Annotated in this window: 20 protein-coding genes; 14 read left to right on the top strand and 6 right to left on the bottom strand. The window is 65.2% G+C overall.

Going from position 1 to position 24,720, the window contains the following annotated elements:
* Positions 1-67: 67 nt before the first annotated feature.
* The 5 genes from tssA to NTD88_RS16365 are packed head-to-tail and all read right to left on the bottom strand — an operon-like array spanning position 68 to position 7,600.
* Positions 68-1,150 carry a type VI secretion system protein TssA gene (gene tssA / locus NTD88_RS16385; RefSeq protein WP_095155228.1) on the bottom strand — a complete coding sequence of 361 codons (1,083 nt, stop codon included), beginning with the start codon at positions 1,148-1,150 and terminating at the stop codon, positions 68-70.
* Positions 1,147-4,953: a type VI secretion system protein gene (locus NTD88_RS16380; RefSeq protein ID WP_262156428.1), complete on the bottom strand. Its 3,807-nt coding sequence runs from the start codon at positions 4,951-4,953 to the stop codon at positions 1,147-1,149. The genes tssA and NTD88_RS16380 overlap by 4 nt, the downstream gene beginning before the upstream one ends.
* Positions 4,950-5,720, bottom strand: a complete 771-nt coding sequence (locus NTD88_RS16375) for a DotU family type IV/VI secretion system protein (protein WP_262131108.1) — start codon at positions 5,718-5,720, stop codon at positions 4,950-4,952. Before NTD88_RS16375 ends, NTD88_RS16380 begins: the two co-directional genes overlap by 4 nt.
* 16 nt (positions 5,721-5,736) lie before the next feature.
* Positions 5,737-7,074, bottom strand: coding sequence for a type VI secretion system baseplate subunit TssK (gene tssK, locus NTD88_RS16370; RefSeq protein ID WP_262156429.1), 1,338 nt, complete (start codon positions 7,072-7,074; stop codon positions 5,737-5,739).
* A 55-nt stretch (positions 7,075-7,129) separates the two neighbouring features.
* Positions 7,130-7,600, bottom strand: a complete 471-nt coding sequence (locus NTD88_RS16365) for a type VI secretion protein (protein ID WP_095155232.1) — start codon at positions 7,598-7,600, stop codon at positions 7,130-7,132.
* A 199-nt stretch (positions 7,601-7,799) separates the two neighbouring features.
* Here NTD88_RS16365 and tssB point away from each other — a divergent pair, with 199 nt between their 5' ends.
* From tssB to NTD88_RS16320, 9 genes are all read left to right on the top strand, one after another.
* Positions 7,800-8,393 (top strand): type VI secretion system contractile sheath small subunit, encoded by a 594-nt coding sequence (gene tssB, locus NTD88_RS16360; protein WP_262156430.1) that lies wholly within the window; start codon positions 7,800-7,802, stop codon positions 8,391-8,393.
* A gap of 62 nt (positions 8,394-8,455) precedes the next feature.
* Positions 8,456-9,949, top strand: coding sequence for a type VI secretion system contractile sheath large subunit (gene tssC, locus NTD88_RS16355; protein WP_095155234.1), 1,494 nt, complete (start codon positions 8,456-8,458; stop codon positions 9,947-9,949).
* Between the two features lie 79 nt (positions 9,950-10,028).
* On the top strand, positions 10,029-10,526 hold the full coding sequence (locus NTD88_RS16350; protein WP_095155235.1) for an Hcp family type VI secretion system effector: 498 nt from the start codon (positions 10,029-10,031) through the stop codon (positions 10,524-10,526).
* A 16-nt stretch (positions 10,527-10,542) separates the two neighbouring features.
* Complete coding sequence (tssE, locus tag NTD88_RS16345) at positions 10,543-10,983, top strand: type VI secretion system baseplate subunit TssE (protein ID WP_262156431.1); 441 nt, start codon at positions 10,543-10,545, stop codon at positions 10,981-10,983.
* A complete protein-coding gene (gene tssF, locus NTD88_RS16340) occupies positions 10,967-12,787 on the top strand; it encodes a type VI secretion system baseplate subunit TssF (RefSeq protein ID WP_262156432.1) in 1,821 nt (606 codons plus the stop codon). The genes tssE and tssF overlap by 17 nt, the downstream gene beginning before the upstream one ends.
* The gene (tssG, locus tag NTD88_RS16335) at positions 12,751-13,776 is read left to right on the top strand and encodes a type VI secretion system baseplate subunit TssG (RefSeq protein ID WP_262156433.1); all 1,026 of its coding nucleotides are present in this window, start codon (positions 12,751-12,753) and stop codon (positions 13,774-13,776) included. Before tssF ends, tssG begins: the two co-directional genes overlap by 37 nt.
* Positions 13,777-13,778: 2 nt before the next feature.
* Entirely contained in the window at positions 13,779-16,334 is a 2,556-nt protein-coding gene (tssH, locus tag NTD88_RS16330; protein WP_262131102.1) for a type VI secretion system ATPase TssH, read from the top strand.
* 64 nt (positions 16,335-16,398) lie between these two features.
* Positions 16,399-18,405: a type VI secretion system tip protein VgrG gene (gene tssI, locus NTD88_RS16325; RefSeq protein ID WP_262156434.1), complete on the top strand. Its 2,007-nt coding sequence runs from the start codon at positions 16,399-16,401 to the stop codon at positions 18,403-18,405.
* 11 nt (positions 18,406-18,416) lie between these two features.
* A complete protein-coding gene (locus tag NTD88_RS16320) occupies positions 18,417-18,953 on the top strand; it encodes a toxin-antitoxin system YwqK family antitoxin (protein WP_410017097.1) in 537 nt (178 codons plus the stop codon).
* Positions 18,954-18,985: 32 nt separating this feature from the next.
* On the opposite strand, the gene NTD88_RS16315 is transcribed toward NTD88_RS16320, so the two are convergent.
* Positions 18,986-19,378 carry a DUF4280 domain-containing protein gene (locus tag NTD88_RS16315; protein ID WP_262156435.1) on the bottom strand — a complete coding sequence of 131 codons (393 nt, stop codon included), beginning with the start codon at positions 19,376-19,378 and terminating at the stop codon, positions 18,986-18,988.
* 382 nt (positions 19,379-19,760) lie between these two features.
* On the opposite strand from NTD88_RS16315, the gene msuE reads away from it, so the two are divergent.
* From msuE to NTD88_RS16290, 5 genes are read left to right on the top strand one after another with little or no spacing between them, the layout of a single operon-like run.
* A complete protein-coding gene (msuE, locus tag NTD88_RS16310) occupies positions 19,761-20,330 on the top strand; it encodes an FMN reductase (protein WP_262156436.1) in 570 nt (189 codons plus the stop codon).
* A 14-nt stretch (positions 20,331-20,344) separates the two neighbouring features.
* Entirely contained in the window at positions 20,345-21,532 is a 1,188-nt protein-coding gene (locus tag NTD88_RS16305; RefSeq protein ID WP_095155355.1) for an acyl-CoA dehydrogenase family protein, read from the top strand.
* A gap of 9 nt (positions 21,533-21,541) precedes the next feature.
* Positions 21,542-22,642: a sigma-54 interaction domain-containing protein gene (locus NTD88_RS16300; protein ID WP_175649999.1), complete on the top strand. Its 1,101-nt coding sequence runs from the start codon at positions 21,542-21,544 to the stop codon at positions 22,640-22,642.
* Between the two features lie 60 nt (positions 22,643-22,702).
* Positions 22,703-23,839 carry an FMNH2-dependent alkanesulfonate monooxygenase gene (gene ssuD / locus NTD88_RS16295; protein ID WP_262156437.1) on the top strand — a complete coding sequence of 379 codons (1,137 nt, stop codon included), beginning with the start codon at positions 22,703-22,705 and terminating at the stop codon, positions 23,837-23,839.
* Positions 23,836-24,684, top strand: coding sequence for an amidohydrolase family protein (locus tag NTD88_RS16290; RefSeq protein WP_262156438.1), 849 nt, complete (start codon positions 23,836-23,838; stop codon positions 24,682-24,684). The genes ssuD and NTD88_RS16290 overlap by 4 nt, the downstream gene beginning before the upstream one ends.
* Positions 24,685-24,720 lie beyond the last annotated feature (36 nt).

The raw sequence follows: 24,720 nt of genomic DNA, 5'->3' as shown, positions 1-24,720 counted from the left end.
CGGACCTACACATCGCACACCCCTTGTAGGAGCGAGCTTGCTCGCGATAGGCCGCGTCTGCCCCCCCCTACAAAACCCCCATCAAGGTCCACAACCGCCGCGCCTCGGCATCGGAACTGATCAATTCCCCCAGCAATTCCCGCAACGGCTTGTTCCCCCACTCCACGCCCCGGCGAATCAGGTACGGCACCGGGCTGTGGGGTTCGGTGCGGGCCAGGTAATCCGCGATCACCAGCAACTGCCGATAGGCTTCATCACGGGTACGGGGTTCGGTGGACGGCAGGCGGGTTTCAGTGACGGGGGCATCCATCGTCGGTGGGCTCTCCGGTTGTGGCTCGGGGGTTTCGACAGGAACAACCTGCGGCGGATGCAGGGCGACGAATTCTTTAAGCAGGGTTTCCAGCGTCTGCAGGACCGTGCGCAATTGCGCGAAAGCCGGCGCGGAATCGCCCAGGTGACGGTCGCACCAGCCATCGAGCAGCAACAGTTGCGCCTGTCCGTTCTGCACCGCCAGCAGCCCTTGCTGCCACCAGCTCAGGGGCGTGAGGCGCACCTGCTCGCTGATTTTCTTCTGCAACGCATGGGCCGCCTCGGCGGCGACCTTAGCCGGTTTGCTGTCGTTGACCTGGACCTGGCGAAGCTTCATCTGTTGCCAGTCTTGCAGGCTGAAGCGTTCGACATCGCCCGGCGTCTGCGGCAGCAGTTGCAGGCGCGACAACAGCACCTCTTTGTAGCGCGTCGCCACCCATTCCAGTGGCGCGGCACGCCAGTCCACGTCGCCGTTCTCGACCAGCGGATGCACCTCGTCGGGGTAGCGCTCGCACAGCCCGCCCAGCAACGCCAGGGCGTTGACCACGCCGGCCATGCCTTCGCGGTGCAACCAGGCTTCGCCGAGCCAGGCGGCGACCATCAGGTCTTTGCTGCGCTCACGCAACACCTGGGTGGCCTGCCGCTCAAGGCCGGCCCAATCGGCGCGTTTGACCTCGTTGGTGGACCAGACGCCGGTGGGCAACGTGGTGTCTTCTTCTCGGCGCATTTCTCGCATCACGGCGAAGACCGCGTCATAGGTCAGGCTGGGGCCACACGGCGACTCGGCGGAAATGGGTTCGAGCAACTGGCCGACCCGCTGGGAAAAGCCGGGTGAGGTCATGGGTAATCTCCTGTATCAGCCACCGAACGCGGCGCGTAGCCGAACGGTGAAAGCGGTGCCTGGACCGGCAACGGGTGAATGGACAACGGCGCCTTGCCGCCCTGGCTCATCAGCGACAGGCGCAGGAACATCAGGGTCTGGTTCTCTTCCTCAGGCTGAGCGTGCACCGGCACTTCCAGGCTCAGCGGGAACTCGGTGTAGTCGACGTTCGGCTGGCGCAGCATGGAGCTGTGGGCGCTGATCAGGCGCAGCAGCGCCCAAGGGCCCTGGTACTGCCATTCGGCTTCCAGGCCGCTGACATGCAGTTGCTGTTGCGAAGGATCGTTGACCGGTCGCTGGGTGCCGTCTCGCGCCCAACGCAGGCGCAGGCTTAACGGCTGGCCAACGCTCCAGTGCAGCACTTGATCCTCGCCAGGGTGGACGATCTCGCGATTACCCGCGCCCAGCGCCCAGGTGATGACCTGATCGGCGCCGCGCTCGCTGTCGCGGTCGGTGCGCCAGCGCACTTCCATGTCGATCCCGGACAGCCCGGCGTTATCCCGCACCAGCATGGCGCCGAGCCACGGCCGCGCCCGCGCCACGCGGTCGAGGAACTCGCTGGCGGCGGCGCGATCGCGGGAAGCCAACAGGCCGAGGCCGTCGCGGGCCTGGGGCAAGCGGTTGTCGATCAGGGTCAGGAAGTACTGCACCCGCGCCGGGTCGGCGTCCGGTGCGCGCTGATCGGTAGCGAACGGGAAACGCCCGGCCAGGTACTGGTTGAAGTAGCCGGCCAGCTCGTTCCAGGCACTGGACACCGCCTGGCGCTGCAAAAACTGGCAGCGCTGCAAAGCGTTCTGCTGCAGGCTGATCCAGCGCTGGGTCAGTTGCCCGGTGGCATGCGGCGCATTGGCCGAGAGCAGGATTTTCAGGCAACTGCTCTGGTCCATGTCGTTGAAGTCGCGAACGATCAATTGGGTGATCAACGCGGGCGAACTGGACGGGTTCTGCGCCTTGTACTTGGTCATCTCCTCGCCCAGCGAATGAAAGCGCGTGACCAGTTCCGACTCGCTCAGGTTGAGGTTGGGCAACTGGGTCATCAGCCATTCCAGCGCCGGCGCGGCCTGCTCGGTAATCACCGTGATGACGCCGAACTGCTGGTCGAGGCTGCTCTTCAGGTCTTGCGCATCGACCGCGCGGAACAGTCGCAGACCGAAGTCCTTCGTGCCGTCCCACTGGTTGATGTCGGCACGGTCACGGAACACCGGTTGCTGAAACACTTCCTCGATGGCTTGCGCCACATCGGCCAGCGCGCTCTGGTTCAGCGCGGTCTGCAAGCCGCCGGCCAGCTCCGGTCGCTGCAACTGCATCAGCGCACGGTGTACCGCCACGGCCTGGTCGGTGCGGACCTGGAACGACGGCAGGCTTTCCAGTTCGCTCAGCGGGGTCTGCCGGTTGAGGCTCAGCCACATGGCATCGGCGGCGGTGTTTTCGGCGGTCTTGAGCAAGGCGTTGCGGTACACCGGCGGGATGCCCGCCATCGACTCATGGGCGTATGTCTTGTAGCTCTCGTAGTAACTCTGGGCCAGGCGCAGGCCTTCGCTGTCGACATGGCTCAACTGATCGCTGTCGCCCGTTCCGTCCTCACGCAGGGCACGGGCAACGAAGTCGCGCTTGAGCAGCAGGTTGATCGCGCTGTGCAGGTGGATGATGCGTTCCTGCAAGGCCAGTTGCCCGGTGGTGGTCTGCACCATCAGGCTTTTGCTCGACGCGCCCTGCGCCACCCACTGCTCCTTGAAATGGAACTGCATCTGCTCGGCGCGACGCTCGATTTCCTCGGCCACCGCTGGGCCCAGCACCTTGCTCTGGCGCACTTGCGCGAGCAGATCGCTGTAGCCGGCGACCAGGTCCTGGCCCTTGCCGCGGCTCCAGTTGGAGTTGGTCAGGTCGATGGAGGCTTGCAGGTCCTCGATCAGCGCGTCCATGTGCTCCAGTTCCTTGAGGGTCTGCGGCGCACCGGCCTCCAGGCGGTCAAGGTAGAGCTTGAGGTAACCGGCCGAGCTGATGAAGCCGTCGGTGCGGAAGTAATGGCCCAGCCAGCTTTCCATCAACTGGTTGAAATTGGCGGTGATGGTGCTGCGGTGCAGCGACAGGTCCAGCGGCTTGAGCGGCGAAATGCCCTGCGCCACCAGCAGACGGTTGTAGAACCCTTCGCGCGGCAGGGTTCCGGCATTCAGGTTGAGGTCCAGGGTCTGATTGCTCAGCGGGATCAACTGGTCGAGCGGGGTTTTCGGGTTGGCCAGGGCCTGGGTGTAGAGGCTGGCGGCCTGCTCCAGGCGGTTGACCTTCTGCACCAGTTCGCGGGCCTTGAGGTAGCTCGGCCATTGCGCCGGATCGCCGTCCTGCGCCGAACTGCGGCGACTGTTGTCGTTGATCGCCAGGACATCGTTCAGGTCAGCCTGCAACAGGTCGTGGATCGGCTGACGCATATGGCTCATGGACGTGTGCTGCAACACCTGGTCCAGACGGTCATCCAGCGAGGAGAACCATGAGGTCGGATACGCCAGCGAGGTGAAATGCCAGCGCGGTGCGCGCTCCAGCACGGTCCAGAAGCTCTGCACGTTGTGCCGGGTCAGCTCCTTGCGGTGGCTGTCGTCGCTGAGGGCGACGTAATCGTTCTGCGCGTTCTGCAACAGCCGCGACAACTCGCCGGCATCGCGTACCGAGTCGTTCCAGACCCAGGCCATCGCCAGCACCCAGACCAGCCCCACTACCGCCGCACCGATCGCGACGACCCGCTGCCAACGCTGGCGCAGTTGCAGCAGCCGCGGGATCGGTTGGGCCAGGCCGCGCTCGGCGTTGATCCGTTGCTGCCAGAGGCCATGGGCGAAGACGTTTTCCTGCAGCGGCTGATCCAGCGCGGTCAACGCCTCGGCATTGCCCTGGAACGCCTGGGCCCCGGTGAAGTACAGCCCGCGCAGAACCGGTGCCTCGCCGTGGGTATTGCCCTGGAACACCGGCCACAACAGCATCTGCAGGTTGCGGCGCAGGCCATCGATGCGCTGCGGCAGCGCGTCGAGGTCATCGTGCAATTCACCGGACAGGGTGCCCATCTGGATGATCGCCTCGGACAGCGCCTGGCTGACCTGCTGCATGGCGTCTTCGGTCCACTGCGACTGCCAGGTCGCATCGGCGGCATACGGCGACGACCAGCCCAGCATCTGCCGACGGGTTTCTTCCGGCAGGGCATTGGCCAGTTCCTGGAAGCCCGGCACGGCCTCCATGCCGGTGATCACCACATACACCGGCAGGCTCATGCCCAGCCGGTGCAGCAGGTCGATGAAGCGGCGCCGAGCGTCCAGGCCCAGGGTCGCGGCGCGGTCGGCATCCAGCAGGTCGGCGGCGGCGACAGTCCAGATCACGCCGTCCAGCGGCCGACGCGAACGCAGCCGCAGCAACAGGCCGAGCAGGGTCCACCAGCCACCGGCCTGCTTCATGCCCTCACCGGGCAGGAACACCGATTGCGGCACCACCAGCACCGCGCCGGACGGATCGGACCACCAGCGCCCGAACCAGGCCGGCTTGTCGATGGCATTGAGGTTCCAGCTCGCGCACAACTGCGCGCCCTGCACCTCGTCACCGAGCATCAGCATCCACGGTGCCTGATAGCGCCCGCCGACGCCCTGATCGTGCTCCATCTGGCGCACGGCAAAATAGAAGCTGCGCACGGCGGCGCCATTGCGGTTGCGCAGCCAGACCACCAGCAGTACCAGAAGCAGCAGGATGACGACGATGCCGATCACCCAACCCAGCGTCGACAGGCTCATGAAGTTGGCTCCTGGACCTGGAAGGGTGTTGCCAGGTGCAGCACCGGCGACAGCTCGTCGCCGATATCACGCCAGAACAGATGGCCGACACCGATCAGCAACAGGGTGATGCCCAGCACCAGCAGGCCAAGACGCAGGCCATCGGGCATCGACTCGCGCACCGGCAACTGCTGCGGCACCACACTGGCCGGCTCGGCCAGCAAGGCACTGACGTTGGCGTAATCCGGATCACGCTGGCGGGTCAGGTTGAACAGCGCATGCCGCCATTTGGCATGCAGCGCTTCGCCGCCGGGGCCGCGCAGGCGGCCGTGGAAACCGAGGATCAGGCACAACAGGTAAACGTTGCCGAGGTCGCGGCTGGTGGGGGCTTGTTCGTCGAGCAGGCGCTTGATTTCCACCGGCACCCGGTCACCCGCCTGGCGGCTGGAATACAGACGCAACTCCAGCGGCCGCTCCTGCCATTCGGGCTGGCCCGGCCAGTCGGCGAACAGCAGGGTTTCGTCCACCAGCGCGACAAAGGCATAGACCATCGCCTTGATCTGCAAAGGCGCCGAGTCGCCGACGCTGGCGAACGCGGTGCGCCACAGGCGGCGGGTCGCGGAGGTGGACAGCTCGACCACCTGTTCGAGCAATTGCCCGGTGTCTTCGGCGCGCTTGTCCAGCTCGTTCCAGGCTGCCAACCACTCCTGCCACGCCTCGCGAAAGGCGTTGGTCAGCGGAGCGTCCTGCACGCCGCGAAAGCGCGATACGGCAATCCCTTCTGGCATAGGTGTCCTTACCGTGTCAGGCGACTTCTTCGTGGTTGTCGTCAATCAACAAAACAATCTGCCAAGGCTTGAAGGTTTCCCCATTCCCCGGCGAAACGATCTGCAACGGCAATTGCGGGTTGAACCAGTGCTCGCCCGTATCGATCTCGAACAGCCGGGTCTCGCTACCCACGCCACTGGCGGCCTGCCGGGCCAGGTCCAGGGCGCTGTGCTTGAGGCCCGGTCGACGCTGGCGAGCGAGGTCAGCGACATTGCCGGCCGAGGCGATGATGGTCCGCCCCAGCCACAGCGAAGCGTCTGGCTCGGGTGCTCCGGGTGGCATGCGCAGGCCGACCAGCAACGGACGGGAGGGATCGAAAGACGGCAACTGGATCTCGTAGACGTTGCCCTTCTGTTCGAACGGCACGCTGCGCAGCCCTTCGCGGACTTTCTTCAGACTGCGTTCCAGCCAGTCGAGGACTTCGTCATAGCCGCGGTACAGGTCAAGAAACTCCAGCGGAGAAAACGCCGGCACGCCGCTGACCGGATCCAGCGCCGCCCAACTTCCGGCCATGCCCAACAGCAGGCCGTGCAGCGCCTGGGGTGTGGCGATGCCGCTGTAGAGCGCGCCCTCGACTTCTGGCAATCGCGCCCACAGCGCCGCCGACTGGCTGCGCAATACCCGGGCGCGGGCGGGGTCGCTTTCGAGCTCGACGCCCTGCAGGCGCACGCCGATCGACCCGCACTTTTCCCGCACCATGGCGCACAACTTCAGCACTCGCTGCCCCAGCACCGATTGCGGCGTAACCCGCGGGCTCGGCGCGACGAAGTCGGGCAAGGCCTTGTACACGCCATTTTCCTTGCGCACGCGGATCAGCGGCAGGCACACGCTGTCGGCCTTGTCGCGGTCGGTGACCAGGCGCGGCGCGGGCTTCCAGACGGTGACGCGTTCATCGTCCAGGCCGCTGTCGAGATTGGGCACCGGCTCGCTCAGTTCCGACTGCCAACGCCCCTCCATCGCGCGCAGGCGCTGGCCTTGCCAGAGCGGGTTGAACGCCAGGTAGACAGTGACGGTGGAGGTCTCGGAATCCTTCACCGGCTTGGCCAGGTCCAGCTCAAGCTGGGTTTCCTGCGCCGCGCCGAGGCTGACCGGCATGCCGTCGGGCATGGTCGCCTCCAGGCTCAGCAGGCGCAGTTTGCCGGCCACCAGCGCGGCGGGGTCGTGTTCGAAATGCGCTACGCCCCAATACCAGGGGTTGGCAGCCAGTGCCAGGTGGGCCGCCATGGCCTCGGCCCGCAGCCCTTGCAACTGAAAATGCTGGGGCAGCAATTGCATGCCTTCGTACCAGCAGACCACATCAGGTCGCACGCTCATAAAGTCCCTTCACATCCTGTATCTGGCGTATGGCCAAGCGCGGCGGCGGCCGCGGTCAGCGTGTGTTCTGGTCGAGCAGGGTCATTTCACGGCTGTCGAATTTCAAGCGGATGCTGCGCTGGTCTTCAAGGCGCAAGCGATGGGCGCCCGGACTTTGATAATTGGCAAATACCAGAAGTCCAACCGACGGCTTTCCATCAAGCGGGAAAGTTGACGATTCAATCAACTGTCCAGGCACTAGCTCCATGCCCCAAACATGCAAGTACTGACGAAAGTCGCGCTGATATTGTTCACGCGTGGCAAACCATTGTTTTGCTGTCAGCCCGGACAACTTTCCAAGCAGGTCAACATCGTTGGCGGCCACGAAATCCACGGCGATCGGCGAATCATCGTTTGCGCGCAAAGCAACATCCAGGGTGACGCCATCGACACTAACCTTGGATCCAAACAATGAACATCCGGCCATTGCCGAGGCTGTCAAAAGTACCGCCAAAATCTTGATGGATATGAACTTTTTAAGACGCATGATGATCCAAGAAAAGTTTTATTTGCATTTCGGCATGCCTGTTATAGCATCCATGCCAATTCGCCACCATGACGAATTGAGGTGATTGCGGAAAACAGGAACCTCGACAAGAGCGTGTCCACGCCGCGGTCTAGCAAGGGATTGCGATCAGTGGGAAACCGTTGCATTGCGCCCGCCTTCTGCATCGGAGTCAGCCACTATGGTAGAAAGTATTCAGCACAAGCTGGACAGGGTCCGTCCGCCTCGCGTGCAGATCACCTATGACGTAGAAACCGGTAACGCCATCGAGAAAAAGGAATTGCCTCTGGTGGTTGGTGTTCTTGCCGATCTGTCGGGTGCCACGCAGAACCCGGCCAAGCTCAACGAGCGCCGCTTCGTCGACATCGACAGCGATAACTTCGACAAAGTCGTCGAATCCATCGCCCCCAGCGTCACCGTCAACGTCAAGAACACCCTCAACAAAGAAGGCAATCCCCTCAGCGCGAAGCTCAGCTTCAGCAAGATCGAGGACTTCGACCCCGTCAACGTGGTGAAGAAAGTCGAGCCGCTCAAGGTGCTGTTCGAAGCCCGTGAGCGCCTGCGCGACTTGCTGACCAAGCTCGACGGCAACGACAAGCTCGACGAACTGCTCAAGGAAGTGCTCAAGAGCACCGAAGCAGACCTGGAAGCGATCAAGGCCGCCCGCTCCGGCACCACCGCCAGCACTGGCGAAGGCAAGAAAGACGAGACGCCGCCCGGGACAAAAGACGATGACGTAGTGCCTGGCGAGAACACCGAGACCAAGACCGAGTAATCGGTCCAGCCCCTCCTGACTCGCACGCCTGATCACACCCCTCTGCTCCCGGAGACACCACCATGCCCGCGTCAAGCACCGAGAATCAAAGCGAAGGCAGCACCCAGACCCTCACCCTGCTGGAAAAGATCATCAAGGAAGGCCAGATCGTTCATGACGACAGTCAGAAGGTCTATGCCCAGGACATGATCGCCGAGTTCGCCAGCCAGGTTCTGGAAAAGGCTCTCGCCGCCAGCCAGGGTCAAGACACTGACACCCGCGCCCTGATCAACAACCGCATCAGCCAGATCGACAAGCTGATCAGCGACCAGCTCAACGAAATCCTCCACGACGAAGCCTTCCAGAAGCTCGAAGCGTCCTGGCGCGGCCTGCACATGCTGGTGAGCAACACCGAAACCGGCACCCGTCTGAAACTGCGCCTGCTCAACGTCTCGCAGAACGAGCTGAGCAAGGACCTGACCCGCGCCGTCGACTTCGACCAGACCGTCCTGTTCAAGAAGATCTACGAAGAGGAATACGGCACCTTCGGTGGCTACCCGTTCAGCGCCCTGGTTGGCGACTACTACTTCGGCCGTCACCCGCAGGACATCGCCCTGCTGACCAAGCTCTCCGAAGTTGCCGCCGCCGCTCACGCGCCGTTCATTGCCGCCGCCAGCCCGCTGCTGTTCGACATGAAGCAGTTCAACGACCTGTCGGTTCCCAAGGACCTGGCCAAAGTCTTCGAAAGCCTGGAGCTGGGCCCATGGCGTGACTTCCGCGCCACCGAGGACTCGCGCTACGTGTCCCTGGTGTTGCCGCGCTTCCTCCTGCGCCTGCCTTACGGCAAGGACACCCTGCCGGTCGACGGCATGGACTTCAACGAAGACGTCGCCGGCGCCGACGGCAAGAAATACCTCTGGGGCAACGCCGCCTGGGCCCTGGCCCAACGCCTCACCGACGCCTATGCCAAATACGGCTGGGGCGCGGCGATCCGTGGCGCGGAAAGTGGCGGTGCGGTAACCAACCTGCCGCAGCACACCTTCAAGACCGCCTCCGGCGACCTGACCTTGAAGTGCCCGACCGAAATCGCCATCACCGACCGCCGCGAGAAAGAGCTGAACGACCTCGGCTTCATCTCCCTGTGCCACAAGAAAAACACCGGCACTGCCGTGTTCTTCGGCGGCCAGACCACCAACAAGCCACGCGCCTACAACACCAACGAAGCGAACGCCAACGCGCGCGTTTCGAGCATGTTGCCGTACGTGCTGGCGTCGTCGCGCTTCGCTCATTACCTCAAGGTAATCATGCGCGACAAGGTCGGCAGCTTCATGACCCGCGACAACGTACAGACCTACCTGAACAACTGGATCGCCGACTACGTGCTGATCAACGACAACGCTCCACAGGAAATCAAGGCCCAGTACCCGTTGCGCGAAGCCCGCGTGGACGTCTCCGAGGTGCCGGGCAAGCCGGGCGCCTACCGCGCCACGGTGTTCCTGCGTCCGCACTTCCAGCTGGAAGAACTGACCGCTTCGATCCGCCTGGTCGCGACCCTGCCGCCTTCGGCAGCCGCCTGACCGTGACTCCCGCGGGTTCGCCCGCGGGAGCCGCTCCCCCTCTTTCATTCCAAATTTCTAGCAGCAGGAGCTTTACGCGATGGATGCGATCATTCTGGACCTGGGCGACGACATCAAAGGTGACAGCCAGCTCGAAGGCTTCACGGACAAGATCGAAATCATGTCCTACAGCCACAACGTCGCCATGCAGGTCACCAACGACGTCAGCAACACCGAGCGGACCTCGGGCAAGCCGCATGTCGGCGAGTTCACCCTGACCAAGTTCGTCGACACGTCCACCCCCAACCTGAACCTGTACTGCACCTCCGGCAAGGCGATTGCCCAGGCCAAGATCACCATCGGCCGTAACGCCGCCGAAGGCAGCGGGCAGATTCTTCCGTTCATCGTCTACACCCTCGACAACGTGGTGTTCTCCAACGTCAGCGTCAGCGGCGGTACCGGTGGCAAGCCGGTGGAAACCATTTCCCTGAACTTCACCAAGATCAAATGGGAACTGACCACGCAGAAATACGACGGCGTCAAAGAAGGCACGGCCGCCACCACCTGGGACATGAAACTCAACAAGGCAGGCAGCTAAGTCGCGGTAGTCGATCATGTCCTCCACGGGCAACCGCCCGCTGCTGTTCGAACGCCTGGCCGGGGCCGGCGACGCCGCGCCGCAACTGGACCGTCACGCCCTGGCCACGTCGGTCCGCGAAGAACTGCTGCGCCTGCTCAACAGCCGGCGCGCCGGCCCGTCGCGGACCTCGCCGCCAACGGTGCTGGACTACGGCCTCGGCGACTGGAGCGGTCTGCAGGCGAGCAACCCCGACGACCGTCGGCGCATCGCCCGGGAAATCCGTGCCGCGATCACGCACTTCGAACCGCGCCTGCAACTGGGCGAGGTGGACGTGCGGCTGGTGGCCGGGCAACCCCGCAGCCTGAGCATCCTGCTCAGCGGACTGCTGCGCCAGGGCGGCCAGCAATGGCCGGTGGCGTTCGTGGTGGACAAGACCGACACGGGTCTGGAGGTCAGCCATGAGCGACTCGATTGACCCGCTGCTACTGGATTATTACCAACGTGAACTGACCTGGCTGCGCAACGCTGGCAGCGCCTTCGCCAACCGCTACCCCAAGGTGGCGCGGCGTCTGGAGCTGTCGCCGGGAGAAAGTCAGGACCCGCATGTCGAACGCCTGCTGGAAGGCTTCGCCCTGCTCTCGGCGCGCCTGCAACGGCGCCTCGACGACGACTACGCCGAATTCAGCGACGCCCTGCTCGAACAACTCTACCCGCTGGCCCTGCGGCCCCTGCCCTCCTGCACCATCGTCCGGATCGAACCCGCCGAGGGCAAAGGCAACCTGGACAGCGGCTACACCCTGGCGCGGGACACCTCGCTGTTCGTCACCACCACCCGCGGCGAAAGCATCTATTTCCGCACCGGCGCCGAGGTGACGTTGTGGCCGTTGAAAATCACCGATGCGGTGCTGCTCGACGGCGACGAAGCCCGCAAGCTGACCGGCCAGTACAACGCCGGTTCCGCCCTGCGCCTGCGCATCGACTATCAAGGCAAGGCGGCCTTCAACGCACTGGATGTGCGCCAGTTGCGCCTGCACCTGGACGCCTCGCCGATGGTCAACGCCACCTTGTATGACCTGCTCGGTGCCCACACCATCGGCGTGTTCAACAGCGCCCCCGGCGAACGCCCGCAACGCCTGAAGCGCCCGGACAAGCAGGCCCGCCTGCCCGAGGTGGTCGGTTTCGCCGACGATCAGGCCCTGCTGCCCGAGGAAGACGGCGTGCACCCGGGCCTGCGCTTGCTCACCGAGTACTTCGCGTTCCCGGAGAAATTCCACTTCTTCGATGTGCCGCTCGACCCGTCCCGCATCGACGGCAACAGCCTTGACCTGTACCTGGTGTTCGACCGCCCGACGCCGCCGCACCTGCACCTGCAGGCCAGCGATATCGCCCTGGGCTGCGTGCCGGCGATCAACCTGTTCCGCCGCACCTCCGAGCCGCTGCGCCCGGATGGCAAGAACAGCGAGTACCGTCTGGTCGCCGATGCCCACCGCGAAAACAGCGTGGAAATCCACAGCATCCGCGGCATGCGCACCCTGTCCGCCGATGGCGTGGTGCGGCCGGTGGCGCCGTACTACGGCAGCCAGCACAGCAGCAACGCGCAGATGTACTGGCATGCGCGGCGCATCAATGGCCTGACGCCGAACCGGATCGGCAGCGACATACTGGTCAGCCTGGTCGATCCCGGCTTCAATCCGCGTAGCCAAAGCTGGGACTTCAGCCTCAGCGCCGACCTGCTGTGCACCAACCGGCACCTGGCGCAGAGCCTGGCTGCCGGCACCGTGCTGGCGTTCGAGCGCCCCGGCGCGCCGGCCACTGCCCGCCTGGTCAACCCGCCCAGCTCGCAAGGCGTGCCTAACCTTGACGGCCAGTCGCGCTGGCGGCTGGTGTCGCAACTGACCCTCAATCACCTGTCGCTGGTCGAAGGCGAGCAGGCGCTGGATGCCCTGCGCGAGATGCTGACCCTGCACAACCTGCGCAACGAGGCCAGCGCCGGCCGGCAGATCGACGGGCTGAAAAGCCTGGCCTGCGAACGTATCGTCGGGCATGTCGGCAAGGACGCCTGGCGCGGCTGGCGCAAGGGCCTGGAAGTGCGGATTCAATTGGACCCGGCGCACTTCGCCGGGCACAGCACCGTGCTGTTTTCCGCGGTACTGGCGCAGTTCTTCTCGCTGTACGCCACGGCCAACCGCTTTATCACCACCGTGTTGGTCGATGCCGACGATGCTACCAAGGAGATCAAGACATGGAGCCCGCAAGCCGGCATGCCGCTGTGCCTCTGAGCGAGACGTTGCGCGCACGACCCGAAGGCTTCGAGCTGCTCCAGGCCTTGCTGATCCTCGAGCACGAGAACCAGAAAGCGACCTCGCTGGGCCGTGGCAGCGTCCCGCAAAACGAAGCGGTGCGCCTGCGCGGCCCGCTGACCCCGGCGTTTCCCGCCAGCCAGATCGAAAAGATCAGCCACGACGCCCACGACCCGCGGCCGATCCTCAGCACGCCGATCTTCGGCCTTGGCGGCCCCGACGGTCCGCTGCCCTACGCCTTCCAGGAGTGGCTGCAACAACGGGCGCTGGAGCGCGACCACGCGCCGGCGGAATTTCTCGACCTGTTCCAGCACCGCCTGCTCAGCCTGCTCTACCGCACCCTGCGCAAGCACCGGGTCGCCCTCGGCTTCGCCGAAGCCCGCGATACCCCGGTGCAACAGCAACTGCGCGCCCTGGCCGGGCTGCTGCCGGCCGGCCTGCAGGATCGCCAGAAACTGCCCGACGCCGCGCTGCTGGCGCGCACCGCGCTGATCACCGGCGGGCGGCGCTCGCTGGCCGGTTTCGCCTCGATCGTCCGCCATCATTTCAACCTGCCGCTGCGTGTCGAAGGCCATGACGGCGCCTGGTGCGACATCCCGCCGGCGAGTCGCAGCGTGCTCAAACGTGGCGGGCGCAACCTGCAACTGGGGCGCACGGCGATCGCCGGCAAACGCATGTGGGACGAGCACGCCGGCATCCGCCTGCACATCGGCCCGCTCAGCGCCGAACAGGCCAAACCGCTGCTGCCCGGTGGCGACACCCACCACCAACTGGCCGATCTCGCCGCCCTGTATTTCGGCCCCGATCTAGACTGCGCATTGACGCTGTTGATCGACGGCGCCCGGCCGATGTTCCTCATGAACGACAACCGTCCGCGGCTGAACTGGAACAACGGGTTGCAGCGCAAGAGCGACCCGACCCGCCGTCAGGTATTCAATACCCGGCTACAACAGCCGGCAGAGGTGTGAACATGGAGCTCGGCAGCCTGATCGGTTGGTTGAACAGCGACACCCACAATGCACTGGAGCGCGCCGCGCAGCGTTGCCTGCAACGCGGTCATCACTTCATCGAGATCGAGCATTTCCTGCTGGAACTGCTGGAGATTCCTGGCGGCGACCTGGCCTGCCTGCTGCCGCCGCTGAAGGTCGAGCGCGACGCCCTGGGCGAACAGATCAACCGCGCCCTGGAGCTGTTCAAGTCCGGCAATACCCGCACGCCGTCGCTCTCGGCGCAGACCGTCAACCTGCTCAAGGACGCCGTGCTGCAAGCCGGCGTGCGCGAAGAACAGAGCATCCGCTCGGGTCTGTTGCTGCTGGTGCTGCTGGAGCGCGAGGAATACCGCAGCCTGCTGCTCAACAGCGCCGCGCCGCTGCTGGCCATCCCGCTGGATACCCTGCGCGGCAAGTTCCAGGAATGGACCGCCGCCTCCCGCGAACAGCCCGCCGCCAATGCCCCGACCAAACGCGGCAAGGCCGCGGCGAAAAACACCGAAGACCCGGTGCTGGAGCAGTACACCCAGGACCTCACCGCCGACGCCCGGGCCGGGCGCATCGACCCGATCATCGGCCGCGAAGGCGAGATCCGCCAATGCATCGACATCCTCCTGCGGCGGCGGCAGAACAACCCGATCCTGGTCGGCGCACCCGGCGTCGGCAAGACCGCGCTGGTGGAAGGCCTGGCCCTGCGCATCGCCGCCGGCGACGTGCCCCCGGCCCTGCAAGACGTCTGCCTGCGGGTTCTCGACCTCGGCCTGTTGCAGGCCGGCGCCGGGGTCAAGGGCGAGTTCGAACAGCGCCTCAAAGGCGTGATCGAGGCGGTACGCAACGCGCCCATGCCGACCATCATGTTCATCGACGAAGCCCACACCCTGATCGGTGCCGGCGGCGCCGAAGGCGGCAGCGACGCGGCCAACCTGCTCAAGCCGGCCCTGGCCCGGGGCGAGCTGCGCACCCTGGCCGCCACCACCTGGCAGGAATACAAGAAGTACTTCGAGAAAGACCCGGCCCTGGCCCGCCGCTTCCAACTGGTCCAGGTCGAAGAACCCAGCGAAGCCACCTGCGTGCAGATGCTGCGCGGCATCGCCAGCAAACTGGAACAGCACCATGGCGTGCTGGTGCTCGACGCCGCGATCCAGGACGCGGTCAAACTCTCCCATCGCTACATCTCCGGGCGACAACTGCCGGACAAGGCCATCAGCATTCTCGACACCGCCTGCGCCCGGGTCGCCCTCGGCCAGCACGACGTGCCGCCGCCGCTGGAAAACCTGCGCCATCGCCAGCACAGCCTCAACGAAGAAGTCGAACGCCTGCGCCGCGAACAAGCCACCGGCCAGGACCACCGCGACCGCATCACCCGCCTGGAATCCGAACTGACGGTCAACCAGCAGGCCATGCGCGAGCTGGAGACCCGCTGGAGCGAAGAGCGCGAGGCCGTCCGCGAACTGCTCGACACCCGCCGCGAACTGCTCGCCCTGAGCGAGCGCGCCGACGCCGACACGGCCAAGCGCGACCCCGAGACCGACAGCCGCATCGACCACCTCGCCGCCGAGTTGCTGCGCCTGGAAGCCGGGCTGGACGCCATTCGCCAGGACGACCCGCTGGTGCCGGAGCAGGTCGATTCGAAGATCGTCGCCGCGGTGATCGCCGGCTGGACCGGCATCCCGGTGGGCAAGATGCTCGCCGACGAAGCCCATGCCGTGCGCACCCTCGGCCAGCGCATGGGCCAGCGAGTGATGGGCCAGAAAACCGCCCTCGACACCATCGCCCAGCGCCTGCAAGCCTACCGCGCCGGCCTCACCGACCCGCAGAAACCGGTGGGCGTGTTCCTCCTGCCCGGCCCGACCGGCGTTGGTAAGACCGAGACCGCCTACGCCCTCGCCGACGCGCTGTACGGCGGCGAGCGCAACCTGATCAGCATCAACCTCTCCGAATACCAGGAAGCCCACACCGTCAGCCAGCTCAAGGGCGCGCCGCCCGGCTACGTCGGCTACGGCAGCGGCGGCGTGCTCACCGAAGCGGTGCGGCGCAAGCCCTATTCGGTGGTGCTGCTGGACGAGATCGAAAAGGCCCACCCGGACGTGCTCGAAGCCTTCTACAACGTCTTCGACAAAGGCGTGATGGAAGACGGCAGCGGCCTGATCGTCGACTTCAAGAACACCGTGATGCTCGCCACCAGCAACGTCGGCGCCGAACTGATCCTCGACACGGCCAAGGCCGAGCTGGACGGCGAGGTCTTCAACGAGCGCCTGCACAAGGTCTTGCTCAAGGCGTTCCGCCCGGCATTCCTCGCGCGCATGACCGTGGTGCCCTATCACCCGCTGGATGAGCTGACCCTGGAAGGCATCGTCCTGGCCAAGCTGGAGAAACTCCGCGAGCGCTACAAGGCCGCCACCGGCAAGCAGTTCGACTTCGACCGCGGCATCGTCAAGGCGGTGCTCGCCCAGTGCAGCGGCGCCGGCGCGCGGGACATCGAAAACGTGCTGATGAAGCAGGTCACGGGAAAACTCGCGGAATGGGCGCTGGAGTGAGCAAGACTTCTGCCCTCGCCAGCCTGTAAAGTCCGCCAAGGCCATTGATTGTTCGAGACCCCAGATGCCCCGCGCCACCGACAGCAACACCAGCCTTTCCCTCACCGCCAGCGCCCTCAGCGACCTCTATCCGGAGTCGCTCAGTGGCGGTGAGATGCTCAACGGCCTGGGGCTGCAGGTGCTGCGTGGGTACGCCGACAGCACCCTGACCCTGACCGACGCGGTCGCCAGCCACCTCACCGCCACCCTGCACAACGACAGCAAACTGCGCCCGCTGGACGGCCTGATCGCCGAGGTCCACCAGTTGCCCGCCGACGCCAGTGCCGAGCGCTACCAGGTGGTGCTGCGGCCGTGGCTGTGGTGGCTGAACCTGGCGAGCAACAACCGGGTGTTCCAGAACCTGTCCACCTCCGACATCGTCACCAGCCTGTTCGACGCCCATGGTTTCAGCGACTACAAGCTGTCCCTTACGGGCAGCTACACGCCGCGGGAATACTGCGTGCAATACGGCGAAAGCGACTTCGCCTTCGTCTGCCGCCTGCTCGAAGAAGAAGGGATTTTCTGGTTCTTCACCCATGAAGACGGCGTTCACACCCTGGTGCTGGCCGACAACAACGAAGCCTTCCCGGCCCTGCCCAACGGCGCGGCGGTGAGCTACCTCGGCCAGGGCATGGGCGGCCGCGAACTGCATGGCATCCGCTCCGGGCAACTGGTGCTGCAGGCGGTGGCCGGGGTCTATTCGGCCAGCGACTACGCCTTCACCACCCCGACCACCTCGCTGTACAGCAAGGCCGAGGCCAAGACCGGGCCGCGCACGGCGTATGAGCATCCCGGCGGCTACATCGAGAAATCCCGTGGCGATGCGCTGACCAAGCAGCGCGTCGACGGCCTGCGCACCCAGGAAAAGCGCTTTGTCGGCGATAGCGATTGCCGCTGGCTGGTGCCCGGTCATTACTTCACCCTCAGCGGCCATGACGACGCCAGCCTGAACATCGATTGGGTGGTCACCTCGGTGACCCACGACGTCAGCCACGACAGCTACCGCAACCGTTTCGAGGCGATCCCCAAAGCCACCACCTACCGCCCGCAGCGGGTCACGCCCAAGCCGCGCATGCACACCCAGACCGCCACCGTTGTCGGCAAATCCGGCGAGGAAATCTGGACCGACGAATATGGCCGGATCAAGATTCAGTTCCCCTGGGACCGCGACGGCAAGAACAACGAAACCAGCTCCTGCTGGGTCCGCGTGGTACTGCCCTGGACCGGCAAGAGCTTCGGCATGCAGTTCGTGCCGCGGGTCGGCCAGGAAGTGATCGTCACCTTCATCGACGGCGACCCCGACCGGCCACTGGTCAGCGGCTGCGTCTACAACGGCGACAACTCGGTGCCCTGGACCCTGCCCGACAACCAGACCCAGTCGGGGATCAAGACCAACTCCTCCAAGGGCGGCGGCGGCTTCAATGCCCTGCGCTTCGAAGACAAGAAGGACGCCGAGGAAGTCTTCCTGCAGGCGCAGAAAGACTTCAACACCAACGTCCTCAACGACGCCACCGTGACCATCGGCCACGACGAAACCCAGACCGTACAGAACGCCCGCACCCGCACGGTCAAGGAAGGCGACGAAACCATCACCCTGGAAAAGGGCAAGCGCACGGTCGAGATCCAGACCGGCAGTGACAACCTCGACGTCAAGGACACCCGCACCGTCACCGTCGGCGGCGACCAGACCCACAAGACCGGCGGTAACTTCACCGAGAAGATTACCGGCGACTACGCCCTGACCATCGACGGCGACCTGACCATCAAGGTGACCGGCAAGATCACCCTGCAGAGCGGCGCCAGCTTCACCGTCAAGAGCGGCGCGGACCTTGCCGTGCAGGCCAGCACCTCCATCGCGCAGAAGGCCGGCACCTCGTTCGCCAACCAGGCCGGCACCTCGCTGGAGAACAAGGCCGGCACCACCATGACCAACGATGCCGGCATCAGCCTGACCAACAAGGGCGGCGCCGAACAGACCGTGGATGGCGGCGGCATGCTGACCATCAAGGGCGGCCTGGTGAAGGTCAATTGAAGGGCCCGAACGTGACCAAGGGCGACGCCTTCCGCCTGCAGCGCGGCGACGCGCAGTTGACCGGGCGCCTGCACGAACAGGCGCTCAACGGTCCGTTGCGCATCGAAGAACATGGCCGGCCACAGGCCAACCTCAGTTACGCCGGCGGCCTGTTGCACGGCCTGAGCCAGACGTTTCACCCCAATGGCCGGCTGTCTGCGCAACTGCCCTACCAGAACGATCGCCTCGAAGGCGTTGCCAGCTTCTACTCCACCGAAGGGCAACTGCTGCGCTCGGCCACCTACCGCAAGGGCCTGTTGCAGGGTGAAGCGGTCACCTACTTCCCGGATGGCGCGGTGGCCGAGCGCGAGCTGTACAACAATGGCGTCCGCGAGGGCCTGCTGCAGCGCTTTCACCCCAACGGCAAGCTGGCGTTGAAGGCGCAATACCTCAACGGCCAGTTGCTCGATCCGGGGCAGCGCTATGCCGAAGACGGCCGACCGCTGAATGCGGCGGGCAAGCCGGTGTCGCGGTTGAAGTGGTGGTGGACGAATGGAGCGGAAGAGTGAGGTTTGCGGCGCCGCAACCCCCCAAGACAATCTCAGGGAATCAACATCTGCACCTGACCCGGCATGCCAATCTTGATCACCCCCGCCCAGTTGCACATCAACATGCTGTTGGCATCCAGCGCCGGCATGCTGCCCAGCAACACCGTCGGGGCACCGGGCACCCACGGCGCGGCGGTGGCGGGAATGCACGGCATCGGCGTCAACACGCCTAGGGCCGCGGCGGTGGCGGCGATGACCATCGGGTTGGCCGTGCTCATGCACATACCGAAGGTGGCAATGTTCACCAGCGGGATATGGTCCATGATCGTCGCCGCCGGCATTCCGCCAGCCATCACCCGATTGACCGGCAGCACATTCAGCACGCATGGCGCGGCACCGAAGCTGCATTGCAGCGTGGCGCCAGAGCAGACCTGGGGGCACGACATCCCTTTCTCCCGATAGGTTGAGTGGGGTCGACTTTAGCTCATTTGTAGGAAATTTCCCTAGCTCTTGATGCGCGATAAACACAGGCCGCGCCGCGCCACCCGCGCCCCCGTTGGCTGCTGCATCACATATTTCTAATTCGAATAAATTTATCTTTATTAAGAATTGGACTGAATATGCATCCCACTCTAAAAATCCCCCGCATCCCGAACAGTGTTCACCCGACAACTGTTCATCCACCAACACTGAATCAACAGTTGCGGCGCCCCGGCAACACAACAGCCACCGGAAAAATCGCTCAACACCTTGATTCACAACGAATTCAAGAAACTGGAACGGCTCTTGCTCCACCCAGGCATCTCACTCCGCCAAGGAACCTGAATCATGAGCACCGCTTTCAACATCGTCGCTGTTTCCGGTGGGGCCTGGCGCCCTTCCCGCACCCTGGTCCTGACCGAGGCGCTGATCGCCGCGCTGGGCCAGCACCTGGATTTCACTGTGCAGGTCATCGAGCTGGGTGATATCGCCCGTCCGGTCGGTGGTGCCCTGTCCCGCGCCGAGTTGCCGGCTGATGTGGAAGCGCAGTTGCTGGCCATCGAACAGGCCGACCTGTTGATCGTCGCCGCCCCGGTCTATCGCGGTTCGTATCCGGGCCAGTTCAAGCACCTGTTCGACCTGATCGGCCAGGATGCGTTGATCGACACCCCCGTGCTGCTGGCCGCCACCGGCGGCAGCGAACGCCACGCGCTGGTCATCGATCATCAACTGCGTCCGCTGTTCAGCTTCTTCCAGGCCCTGACCCTGCCCATCGGCGTGTACGCCGCCCAGGCCGATTTCACCGACTACCAGATCACCAGCCCGGCGCTGCAGGCGCGTATCGCCCTGGCCGCTGAGCGTGCCGCCGCGACACTGGCCGGCGTGGTCACCGACAGCGCCCTGCGCAAGATCGCCTGAGGCAGATGTCGACCATGAACCTGCCTTCGCGCAACACCCTGCAAACCCCTGTGCAAATCGCCCGCGAGCTGGCCGCGCAATTCGCCGAGACCGCCGTCGAGCGCGATGCCCGTGGCGGCACGCCCAAGGCTGAACGTGACGCGCTGCGCGCCAGCGGCCTGCTCGGCCTGGTGATCCCGACCCAATATGGCGGCCTCGGCGCCACCTGGAGCGAAACCTTCGACGTGGTGCGCCAGTTCGCTCGGGTCGACAGCTCCATCGCCCATGTCTTCGGCTTCCAGCACCTGATGCTCGCCACCGTGCGCCTGTTCTCCCGTCCCGAGCAGTGGGAGCCGTGGTTCGAACTGACCGCGCGCAAGGACTGGTTCTGGGGCAACGCGCTCAACCCGCTGGACACCCGCACCGTGGTCAAGCGCTTCGACGGCTGGTGCGAGTTCTCCGGCAAGAAGAGCTTCTGCTCCGGCGCCAGCGACTCGGAAATGCTGATCGCCTCGGCGGTTGATGAAAGCGCCGGCGGCAAGCTGCTGATCGCCGCCATCCCCAGCGGCCGCACCGGCATCACCCTGCATGGCGACTGGGACAATATCGGCCAGCGCCAGACCGACAGCGGCAGCGCCACCTTCGAGCGCGTACGTGTCGAACACAGCGAACTGCTGCTCGACCCGGGCCCGCTGAGCACGCCGTTCGCCTGCCTGCGGCCGCTGATCGCGCAACTGCATTTCGCCAACATGTTCCTCGGTATCACCGAAGGCGCCTTCGAAGAGGCCCGCCAGTACACCCTCAACGAAAGCCGTCCGTGGTTCCGCTCCACGGCCCGGCACAGCGGCGAAGACCCGCATGTATTGCGCCATTACGGCGAGTTCTGGGTCGGCCTGGAAAGCGTGCGCCTGCTGATCGAACGCGCCGCCGACCTGCTCGACCGCGCCTGGGCCAAGGAACACGCCCTCGGCGCCGAGGAGCGCGCGCAACTGGCGCTGGCCATCGGCACCGCCAAGGTCGCCGCCACCCGCCATGGCCTGGATATCTGCAACCGCCTGTTCGAAGTCACCGGCGCCCGCGCCACCCATGCCTCGCTGCGCTTCGACCGGCACTGGCGCAACCTGCGCACCCAGACCCTGCACGACCCGCTGGATTACCGCATCCACGAACTGGGCGAGTGGGCGCTGAACGGTACGCGCCCTACCCCGACCTTCTACTCATAAGGCCCGTCCATGCAACTGCTGACCCTGCCCCCGTCCCCGGCCCTGGCCACCTCGATCCGCGCCACCGCGCAGGTCTTCGAAGACCCGCACTCGCAGGCGCTGCTCGCCCACCTGCAACAAGTCGCGCCCAGCGAAGCCAGCGTGCTGATCATCGGTGAGACCGGGACCGGCAAGGAATTGGTGGCACGGCACATCCACAACCTCAGCGGGCGGCGCAACGGTCCGTTCATGGCGGTCAACTGCGGCGCGTTTTCCGAGTCGCTGGTGGAAGCCGAGCTGTTCGGGCACGAAAAAGGCGCCTTCACCGGCGCCCTGGCGGCCAAGGCCGGCTGGTTCGAGGAAGCCAACGGCGGCACCTTGTTCCTCGACGAGATCGGCGACCTGCCGATGCCGATCCAGGTCAAGCTGCTGCGGGTCCTGCAGGAACGTGAAGTGGTGCGCCTGGGCTCGCGCAAAAGCATCCCGATCAATGTGCGGGTGCTGGCGGCGACCAACGTGCACCTGGAAAAAGCCATCAACGCCGGGCATTTCCGCGAAGACCTGTACTACCGGCTCAACGTGGTCAGCCTGCAACTGCACCCGCTGCGCGACCGCCCCGGCGACATCCTGCCGCTGGCCCGCCACTTCATCGCCGAATACAGCCGGCGTCTCGGCTATGCCGACGTCAGCCTCAGCGAGGAAGCCCGCCAGCGCCTGGCCAGCTACGACTGGCCGGGGAATATCCGCGAGCTGGAAAACGTCATCCACCACACCCTGCTGATCTGCCGCGACAAGGTGATCCGCGCCGAAGACCTGCACCTGTCCAACCTGCGCATCGAGCGCGAGGCCAGCAACCGCCCACGCGAGGAAAGCGCCGATGAACTGCTGCAACGGGCGCTGCTGCGACTGTTCGAGGAACAGGGTGAAGGGCTGCACGAAAAGGTCGAGGACGCCCTGCTGCGCGCGGCCTACCGCTTCTGTCACTACAACCAGGTCCACACCGCGCAACTGCTGGGCCTGTCGCGCAACATCACCCGCACCCACCTGATCCGCATCGGCGAACTGGTGGTGAACAAACGTCGTGCCGCCCCCGGCGGCTTCGATGGCCGGGTGATCAACCTGTCGATCTGAATTCCTAGAAACACCGCTGCCACGCGTGCCCCTATCAACGATGGCAATGAGGACAATTTGATGAGTCTCGATATTTTCTGGTTCCTGCCGACTTCCGGCGACACCCGCTACCTCGGTCACTCGGCCAGTGGCCGGCCGGCGACCAATGCCTACATGCGGCAGATCGCCGTGGCCGCCGACCAGCTCGGCTACGACGGCCTGCTGATTCCCACCGGCGCCAGTTGCCTGGACCCGTGGGTCACCGCCGCCAGCCTGGTGCCGGTGACCCAGCGGATCAAACTGCTGGTGGCCCTGCGCACTTCGCTGGGCAACCCCACCGCCTCGGCGCGCCAGGCCGCGAGCCTGGACCAGGCCAGCAACGGCCGCCTGCTGCTCAACGTGGTGCCCGGTGGTGATGCCACCGAACTGGCCGCTGATGGCGTGTTCCTCAAGCACGACGAACGCTACGAAGCCTCGGACGAATTCCTGACCATCTGGCGCCGTTTGCTGGAAGGCGAGAACGTCGATTTCGAAGGCAAGCACCTCAAGGTGGAAGGCGCACAGAACTTCTTCCCGCCCGTGCAGAAACCCTACCCGCCGCTGTATTTCGGCGGTTCCTCGCCGGCGGCGCATGAACTGGCGGCCAAGCATGTCGATGCCTACCTGACCTGGGGCGAGCCGCCGGCAGCGGTGGCCGAGAAGATCGCCGATGTCCGCGCCCGCGCCGCCAAACATGGCCGCACCGTGCGCTTCGGTGTGCGCCTGCACGTCATCGTGCGGGAAACCAACGAAGCCGCCTGGGCCGCCGCCGACGAACTGATCAGCCACCTGGACGAAGACACCATCGCCGCGGCGCAGGCCAACTACGCCAAGATGGACTCCGAAGGCCAGCGGCGCATGGCCGCGCTGCACGGCGGCGACCGCAACAAACTGGAAGTGGCGCCGAACCTCTGGGCCGGTGTCGGCCTGGTCCGTGGCGGTGCCGGCACCGCGCTGGTCGGCGACCCGGAAACCGTTGCCGCACGCCTGCTCGAATACGCCGAACTGGGCGTGGACAGCTTCGTGCTCTCCGGCTACCCGCACCTGGAAGAAGCCTACCGCTTCGCCGAACTGGTCTTCCCGCTGCTGCCGGGCAAGGGCAAGGTCACCGTGGACGGCGCCTTCACCGGCGGCGCGTTCGATGTCCGCGCCGGCAAAGGCAAGGAGCAGGCGGCATGAAAATCATCGACCTGCGCTGCCGACCGGCGTTTCTGCACCCGTTCTTCGGCGGCGTGCCCGGCTCGCCGGAACACGACACCGCGCGTTGGCTGAACCGCCGCGTCGGCACCCGTGGCGCGGACAACCACTTCGAACGCTCACTGACCCAGGAAGGCTTCCTCGGCGAGGTGCGCGAGGCCGGGCTGTACAAGGCTGCGGTGGTGGGTCGGCACACGCCGTCCCAGCACCTGTCCAACGACCTGATCCACAGCGTGGTGAACGGCCACGCCGAACTGATCGGCGTGGGCGCGGTGGAGCCGGTGCTGCAAGGTATCGAAGGCGCAATTGCCGAGATCGACCGTGCCATCGACGTCCTCGGCCTGCTGGCCATCGACCTCGAGCCGGGCTTCGCCGAACCGGCGCGGCAGGCCGATGACCCGTTGTACTGGCCGATCTACGAACACCTGCAAACGCGCGGCGTGCCGCTGTTCATCATGAGCGGCCCGACGACCCCGGACCCGGCCTACAACGACCCGGGCCGCCTGGCCGCGGTGGCCCGGGCGTTTCCTGAACTGAAGATCGTCGCCAGCCATGGCTACTGGCCGAACGTACAACAGGCGATTGGCGTGGCGTTCCGCTACGAGAACATCCACCTGCTGCCGGACATGTACCTGTTCCAGGCGGGTAGCGAGGCGTATGTGCAAGCGGCCAATGGCTTTTTGGCGGACCAGTTACTGTTCGGCTCCTCGTACACCTTCCGCCCGATCGGGCAGAGCATCGAGGATGCGCAGCGGCTCGGGTTCAAGGATGACGTGGTGGAGAAGTTCTTCTACCGCAATGCGGCCAGGGTTTTGAATCTGGTGTGACAGGCCTTCGCGAGCAAGCTCGCTCCTACAGGAATT

It is taken from the genome of Pseudomonas sp. 20P_3.2_Bac5 (genome assembly GCF_025466035.1).
Lineage (GTDB): Bacteria > Pseudomonadota > Gammaproteobacteria > Pseudomonadales > Pseudomonadaceae > Aquipseudomonas.
This window is presented reverse-complemented; position numbering and strand designations above follow the sequence as displayed.